We start from the raw sequence: 6495 nt of genomic DNA, 5'->3' as shown, positions 1-6495 counted from the left end.
TAGCGCCGCATCTGTTGTTCTCCTCCAAAGCCGGAAAAACAGTCAGCACAGAGCAACAGAACGTACAACCCTCACTTCAAGCTCTCAGGTCTTAACTGACGACACGCCGTAGTCTTCGGGCAGGGCTTCTCCGTCTCTCAGGACATGTTCGGCGGCAGCCGTAAAACGTCCGTCTGCCTCGTGCAGGACCAGCCCGGCCCGCAGCCGGAAGATCCCGCGGCCTCCATGAACCGCGCGGACCAGAACCAGTTTCGCTTCGCGCCCCGCCCGGGGCCAGAAGGGGTAGAACTGGATCGAACCACATCCATTTTCCAGCAGGGTCTGACAGGCCCGGTCCGCGACGGCGGTGGACAGGACAAATGTCAGTGTTCCACCCGGAAGCACCCATTTCGTGAGGGCGCGGATCCAGTCTTCCGGCGCAGTTGTCTCCGCGCTCAGGGCCAGACGGCGCCGGCTGTCGGGCGACGGTGTCCCGGAAGGGCTATGCCATGGCGGATTGGCCATGACGTGATGGAAGCGGCCGTTCGCGGTGGGCGTGAGGACACGCAGGCTCCTGGGGATATCGGGCAGATGGGCCTGAAGGATCCGGAGCCTCGGGATGCCGTCCGAAAGCATGTTGTTCCGGATATTCTGTTCGGCCAGTGCCTGTGTCTCGGGATCGGACTCCAGTCCGACTCCATGCATGCCCGGAATACGGGCCGAGAGGCAGAGCAGGGCAGCTCCTGCACCGCATCCCCCTTCCAGCACGGTTTCACCTGGTCTTGCAGGGATCGAGGCCGCCATGAGGACAGGCTCAAGGCCGGTCCTGTAGCCCTTGGCGAACTGGTCGTAGCGGACCCGGCCGCCCAGCAGGAAACCTTCTTCTCGTGTGGGGGCAGGAGGGGTTGATGGGTTCCCGGTATGGGACTTCGGGGGCTGCAATGGGTTGACCGTCTTCCTGCTGCCGCTCATATGGTCTTTCCAACCTGTCGTCCGGCGTTACATGGTTCGTTCGTTCTTCCCGTGACAGGAGAGAAAGAACGGGGCCACGCCACATCATATCGTGCCCGTGCGGTCCTGGGCCAGTCTCCGGGTCCGCTGCGGGAACTGGAGTAATGACCCTTGGATTCTGCCGCACCGGACGTTTCTGCGACCGTTGAGAAAGCTGTGGTCAGGGATGCAGGGGGCGAGAGCGCCCTTTCCGCTCTGTCCGCCTACCTGGAACAGGACATGCAGGCCTGCAACCGTGCCATCATCGCGCGGATGGAGAGCCCGGTCCCGCTCATTCCGCAGCTTGGCGCCCATCTTGTCGCGGCTGGCGGCAAGCGTCTGCGACCCCTGCTGACACTCGCTTCCTCCCGTCTGTGCGGCTACCAGTCGACACCGGAAAACCAGCGCCATGTTGGTCTCGCCGCCTGCGTGGAGTTCATCCATACCGCCACGCTGCTTCACGATGACGTGGTCGATGAGAGCAACCTGCGTCGGGGTCTGGCCTCGGCCAACGCCGTATTCGGCAACAAGGCCTCCGTCCTGGTGGGCGACTTCCTGTTTGCGCGCTCGTTCCAGCTGATGACGGCGGACGGGTCGCTCAAGGTCATGGCGATCCTGTCCGATGCTTCGGCAACCATTGCCGAAGGCGAAGTCCTGCAGATGGTGACGCAGAACGACCTGTCCACACCGGTTGATCGCTATCTCGAAGTCATTCACGGCAAGACGGCCGCCCTGTTTGCGGCAGCCTGTCGTGTTGGCGCGGTGGTCGCGGATCGCCCGGAAGCGGAAGAGCTCGCTCTGGACCGTTTCGGGACCAATCTGGGCATGGCATTCCAGCTTGTTGACGATGCGCTGGACTACGCGGCCGACCAGCAGGTTCTCGGCAAGACGGTCGGCGACGACATGCGCGAGGGCAAGATCACGCTTCCGGTTCTGGCCGCCTATGAAGCCGGTTCTCCCGAAGACCGTGTTTTCTGGGAACGTGTCATTGAAAAAGGTGAGCAGACGGAAGCCGATCTGCCGCATGCCCTGGCCCTGATCGAGAAGACCGGCGCCATTGCAACGACGATTGCCCGCGCGCAGGCCTATGCGGCTGAGGCCGTCGATGCGCTGTCGATTTTCCCGGACAGTGAACTGCGTCGTCTCATGACGGAGACGGTTCAGTACACCGTCGATCGCGCCCGCTGAGAAGTTCTGACACGCCCTGTTCCAGAGCGGACAGGGCGTTTTCTTTTAGGCTTCCGCCATGCCTGGTGCGGGAGCCGCGAACACATCCCATTGCGAAAAACCGAGTCTTTGCGCTGCAGCTTCCAGTCTTGCGGTGTCCTGTGGTGCACAGGTCATCAGAAGCCTGCCGGGGCGGGGTGGTGCTGAGGAGCAGGGTGCGTCCTGAAGGACAGTCCTGACCTGCCGTGCGACGGCGGGGGCCGGGTCCAGCCAGGTGATGCCGGGGGGAGACAGGCGCTCGAAAGCATCCATCAGAAATGTGTAATGCGTGCAGCCCAAGCCCACGGTGTCGATATCGCCTCCATGGGGCTGATTGAAGAGGCAGGTCAGTTCGTATTGTACGTCTGAATCTGCGATGGCCTCACCCAGAAAGGCGCGCTCTGCCAGATCCGCCAGTCGGCGTGCACCATGAGTGATCAGGCGGCAGTCGGGCGCAAAATCGCGATGAAGCTGGAGGATGTAAGGGCGCCGTGCCGTGGCAGACGTTGATAGCAGACCGATGACCCGGCTCTTGGAAACGCGTCCGGCCCAGCGGATCGGTGGTACGCAGCCGACTACGGGAATGTTCAGGCGCTGCCGCAGGGCAGGCAGGGCAATCGTGCTGGCGGTGTTGCAGGCAATAACCAGAACGTCGGGCTGGAGGCGCTCGCAGGCGGCAATCAGAAGACTGACGATCCGGGAGGTCAGCAGATCGTCAGGCTGTTCGCCATACGGGAAGAGCGCCGTATCGGCGAGATAATCGATATGCAGGGCGGGGAGGAGGTCGCGCAGGGCCTGCACGACACCCATCCCGCCAATGCCGGAGTCAAAAACCAGACTCCGACCGGCTGGCACGGACGCGCCAGTGTCCATCAGGCTTCGGCTTTGGCCTTGAGAGCCAGCGCTTCTTCCGCGCTGCTCACGCCGCCATGCTTCTTGGACCAGCCGCACGGGTCTTCCAGGAAGCGGCGGACTTCGGCGCTGTCCTTTTCGGAGAAGTAGTCACCGCCGGCGCATGCTTCCAGAACGTCCCACCAGGTGCAGAGCGAATGCAGCGAGATGTCCATATCCGCCAGCGTCTTATGAGCGCCCGGGAACACGCCATAGAAGAACACGACGAAGGTGTGGTTCACGATGGCGCCTGCGTCACGCAGGGCATTGGCGAATCGGATTTTGGACGCGCCGTCCGTCGTCAGGTCCTCGACCAGCAGGGTGCGCATGCCCTCGGGCACATCGCCTTCGATCTGGGCGTTGCGGCCAAAGCCCTTGGGCTTTTTGCGCACATAGGCCATCGGCGTCATCATCCGGTCCGCGATCCAGGCAGCGAACGGAATACCAGCGGTCTCACCACCGACGACAGCGTCGATGCTTTCATAGCCGATATGACGGCCGATCTTCTCGACGGCCAGTTCCATGATCTTGGTGCGGGCGCGCGGGAAGAAAATGATCTTGCGGCAGTCGATATAGACTGGGGACTTCCAGCCGGACGTCAGGGTGTAGGGCTCTTCCGGGCGGAAGTTGATGGCCTTGATCTCAAGCAGGATACGGGCCGTGGTGAGGGCCGCGTCACGGTCCCACTGGGTGCGGCCCGCCATCGGGCTTTCGGCGAACTGGGTCATGCTTGTCTCCGCTGACGTCGTTTTCTCGTGGTTTACCGGGCTGTTGCCGGGAAGGGTAGGGGCAATATGTCCCGCTTCCGGGCTGTGTGAATTTTATCTGCTGCCTGTCAGTGTTACCGGTCCCATCGATCTTCGTGCTTGCATGGGAGCGTCCGGAGTTCTAGGGAGAGATATCGATATTCATTCTCATTTACGGCAGGAACAGAAGTGAGCATAGAGACCAGTCGGATCGGCCGGAAATGCGAACGCGCTGTTGTGACGGCCTATCAGGAGCTGCGTGAAGTCGGCCAGCCGGACATGCAGGCCTTTGCGGCCTGCACGACGCTGTATCGCATCCACCATCCCGAATCTTCCGTGAAGGAAGCACGCCGCCTCGTGGCCGAATGGATCGACCATCACGTCGTCCGTCAGGCCCGCGGCCAGACTCCGGGCTGCGACTGCTGAACGCCGGGGAGGCGCTTCAGCGCCTCTCGCTCATGGGGACGAAACTCCGTTCTGCCGCACCGATATAAAGCTGTCTCGGGCGGCTGATGCGAACGGACGGTTCCTCGATCATTTCCTTCCACTGACTGACCCATCCGACTGTCCGCGCGACTGCGAACAGAACGGTGAACATGCTCTTGGGAATCCCGAGAGCCTTGAGGATCAGTCCGGAATAGAAATCCACATTCGGATAGAGGCGGCGGCTGACGAAATAATCGTCCTCAGTGGCCACGCGCTCCAGCTCCATCGCCAGATCCAGAAGCGGATCGCGCTTGAGCCCGAGCTCTTCGATGACTTCGTGGCAGGTCGCCTGAAGGATCTTCGCGCGCGGATCGAAGTTCTTGTAGACGCGATGGCCAAAGCCCATCAGGCGCACGCCGGAATTGCGGTTCTTGACCTCGTTGAGGAAGGCCGGAATGCCATCGCGGGTGCCGATGGTTTCCAGCATGCCGAGCGCGGCCTCGTTGGCCCCACCATGCGCAGGCCCCCACAGGGCGGCAATGCCAGCCGCGATGCAGGCGTAGGGGTTCGCACCGGTCGAGCCCACGAGGCGGACAGTCGTCGTGGAGGCGTTCTGCTCGTGATCGGCGTGCAGCAGCAGGATGCGGTCCATCGCGCGGGCCAGCACGGGATTGACCCGGTAATGGTTGCCGGGCCGGGCGAACAGCATGTGCAGGAAGTTCTCGGAAAACGACATTTCTTCATCGGGATAGATGAAGGGCTCGCCGATGGAATATTTATAGGCCCAGGCTGCGATGGTCGGGACCTTGGCGATCAGCCGGCGGGCCGAGAGGTCCCGGGCTTTTGGCTCCGAAATGTCCAGACCGTCATGATAGAAGGCTGAAAGTGCGCCGACCGTTCCGCACAGGATCGCCATGGGATGCGCATCGCGACGGAAGCCGTTGAAGAAGTTCCGGATCTGCTCGTTCAGCAGCCGGTGGGTGTTCATGTCCGTGCGGAACGCCTGATACTGCGCGGCTGTCGGAAGCTCGCCATAGAGCAGCAGATAGGCCGTCTCGGTAAAGCTTGCGTTGAGGGCCAGGTCTTCGATCGGATAGCCACGATGCAGCAGGACGCCCTTGTCACCATCGATATAGCTGATGGCGCTGGTGCAGGTCGCGGTGCTGCCCAGTCCCGGATCGAAGGAGAAGACACCCGTTTTCTGGGACAGGGCGCGCATGTCCACGACATCCGGACCGATCGTCCCTTCCAGAACTGGAAACTGACGGCTCAGGCCATCGAGACCAAAGGTTGCGGAACGGTTTTCGGACATGCAGTTGATAACCCGCTTGAAATGTAAGGATGTTGTTCTGTTTTATCTCTGAAAGGTTTTTTATGTCCAGAGAAGCCCTCCGGACGCTCTTTCAGGATTGGAGGAGCGTAATGGGCTGGATCGTGGACGGCCGGACATCCAGCCATTGCCCCGGAACGCCCAGAACCGTCAGGCCTGCCAGCGGATAAGACCGGTAGAGCGTGGAAAACCGGGCGCTCTGAAGGGCAGGACCGAGAAGATCGCAGGCAAAGTCGCCGATGGTCGGGTTATGGCCGACGATCAGCAGGGTCCCGACGGTTTCCGGCGTAGCGTGAATGAGGCCGTAAAGATCGTCGGCCGTTGCGGAATACAGGCTGTCTTCGATTTCAAGCGAGGCATCCGTGTCAGAAGCGGCAAGCACGCCCTGCGCGGTCTGCCGGGTGCGGATGGCGGGACTGCACAGGATCCGGATGGGGGAAGGCAGGTCCAGCGTGGAAAGCTGTCTGCCGATGCTGGCGGCCTGCTCCTGTCCCTTCGGGGTCAACGCGCGGGCGCGGTCACCCTTCTCTGTCAGGACATGGGGGACGGCCTCGGCGTGACGCAGAAGCAGGAGACGGCGCATCAGCCTTCCGATGCCCGGCGGGCGTCTGCGGCGATGGCTTCGTGATGGCGGATGACCTCACGGATGACGAAGGCCAGGAACTTCTCGGCGAAATCCGGATCCAGATGGGCATCGCGGGCAAGCTGGCGCAGGCGTTCGATCTGACGCGTCTCACGGGACGGGTCGGCTGGCGGGAGATGGGCGCGGGCCTTGAGCTTTCCGACTTCCTGCGTACAGCGGAAGCGTTCTGCCAGCATATGGATCAGGGCGGCATCGATGTTGTCGATGCTCGCGCGCAGGCGTTCGAGTTCGGCCAGGGCAGGGTCGGAGGCAGCCGGCTTGGATGTGTGAGGCATGTTGGAGGG

At 62.2% G+C, this 6495-nt stretch carries 8 protein-coding genes; 2 read left to right on the top strand and 6 right to left on the bottom strand.

Going from position 1 to position 6495, the window contains the following annotated elements:
• Positions 1-84: 84 nt before the first annotated feature.
• On the bottom strand, positions 85-951 hold the full coding sequence (locus tag HKD27_RS11735) for a tRNA1(Val) (adenine(37)-N6)-methyltransferase (RefSeq protein ID WP_194689588.1): 867 nt from the start codon (positions 949-951) through the stop codon (positions 85-87).
• Positions 952-1101: 150 nt separating this feature from the next.
• Between HKD27_RS11735 and HKD27_RS11730 the strand changes: the two genes are divergently transcribed.
• Entirely contained in the window at positions 1102-2157 is a 1056-nt protein-coding gene (locus tag HKD27_RS11730; protein ID WP_228518484.1) for a polyprenyl synthetase family protein, read from the top strand.
• A gap of 45 nt (positions 2158-2202) precedes the next feature.
• Here HKD27_RS11730 and murI read toward each other — a convergent pair whose 3' ends face one another.
• Both murI and HKD27_RS11720 read right to left on the bottom strand, forming a co-directional pair.
• On the bottom strand, positions 2203-3048 hold the full coding sequence (gene murI, locus HKD27_RS11725; protein ID WP_194689589.1) for a glutamate racemase: 846 nt from the start codon (positions 3046-3048) through the stop codon (positions 2203-2205).
• Complete coding sequence (locus tag HKD27_RS11720) at positions 3048-3794, bottom strand: orotate phosphoribosyltransferase (RefSeq protein WP_041112205.1); 747 nt, start codon at positions 3792-3794, stop codon at positions 3048-3050. Before HKD27_RS11720 ends, murI begins: the two co-directional genes overlap by 1 nt.
• A 207-nt stretch (positions 3795-4001) precedes the next feature.
• Here HKD27_RS11720 and HKD27_RS11715 point away from each other — a divergent pair, with 207 nt between their 5' ends.
• A complete protein-coding gene (locus HKD27_RS11715; protein WP_024716776.1) occupies positions 4002-4238 on the top strand; it encodes a hypothetical protein in 237 nt (78 codons plus the stop codon).
• Positions 4239-4254: 16 nt separating this feature from the next.
• Here the strand turns inward: HKD27_RS11715 and HKD27_RS11710 are convergent, their stop codons facing one another.
• From HKD27_RS11710 to HKD27_RS11700, 3 genes are all read right to left on the bottom strand, one after another.
• Positions 4255-5550, bottom strand: a complete 1296-nt coding sequence (locus HKD27_RS11710) for a citrate synthase (protein WP_194689590.1) — start codon at positions 5548-5550, stop codon at positions 4255-4257.
• 91 nt (positions 5551-5641) lie between these two features.
• Positions 5642-6151 carry a histidine phosphatase family protein gene (locus HKD27_RS11705; protein ID WP_194689591.1) on the bottom strand — a complete coding sequence of 170 codons (510 nt, stop codon included), beginning with the start codon at positions 6149-6151 and terminating at the stop codon, positions 5642-5644.
• On the bottom strand, positions 6151-6486 hold the full coding sequence (locus tag HKD27_RS11700; protein WP_194264830.1) for a chorismate mutase: 336 nt from the start codon (positions 6484-6486) through the stop codon (positions 6151-6153). Before HKD27_RS11700 ends, HKD27_RS11705 begins: the two co-directional genes overlap by 1 nt.
• Positions 6487-6495: the final 9 nt, after the last annotated feature.

The organism is Gluconobacter sp. R75690, from assembly GCF_015244525.1.
Classification (GTDB): Bacteria; Pseudomonadota; Alphaproteobacteria; order Acetobacterales; family Acetobacteraceae; genus Gluconobacter; species Gluconobacter potus.
This window is presented reverse-complemented; position numbering and strand designations above follow the sequence as displayed.

What these genes read in the sequence shown, in the direction of transcription:
- HKD27_RS11720 (WP_041112205.1), bottom strand. Translation starts at nt 3,794, where the DNA reads ATGACCCAGTTCGCCGAAAGCCCGATGGCGGGCCGCACCCAGTGGGAC.
- HKD27_RS11710 (WP_194689590.1), bottom strand. Translation starts at nt 5,550, where the DNA reads ATGTCCGAAAACCGTTCCGCAACCTTTGGTCTCGATGGCCTGAGCCGT.
- HKD27_RS11735 (WP_194689588.1), bottom strand. Translation starts at nt 951, where the DNA reads ATGAGCGGCAGCAGGAAGACGGTCAACCCATTGCAGCCCCCGAAGTCC.
- HKD27_RS11705 (WP_194689591.1), bottom strand. Translation starts at nt 6,151, where the DNA reads ATGCGCCGTCTCCTGCTTCTGCGTCACGCCGAGGCCGTCCCCCATGTC.
- murI (WP_194689589.1), bottom strand. Translation starts at nt 3,048, where the DNA reads ATGGACACTGGCGCGTCCGTGCCAGCCGGTCGGAGTCTGGTTTTTGAC.
- HKD27_RS11700 (WP_194264830.1), bottom strand. Translation starts at nt 6,486, where the DNA reads ATGCCTCACACATCCAAGCCGGCTGCCTCCGACCCTGCCCTGGCCGAA.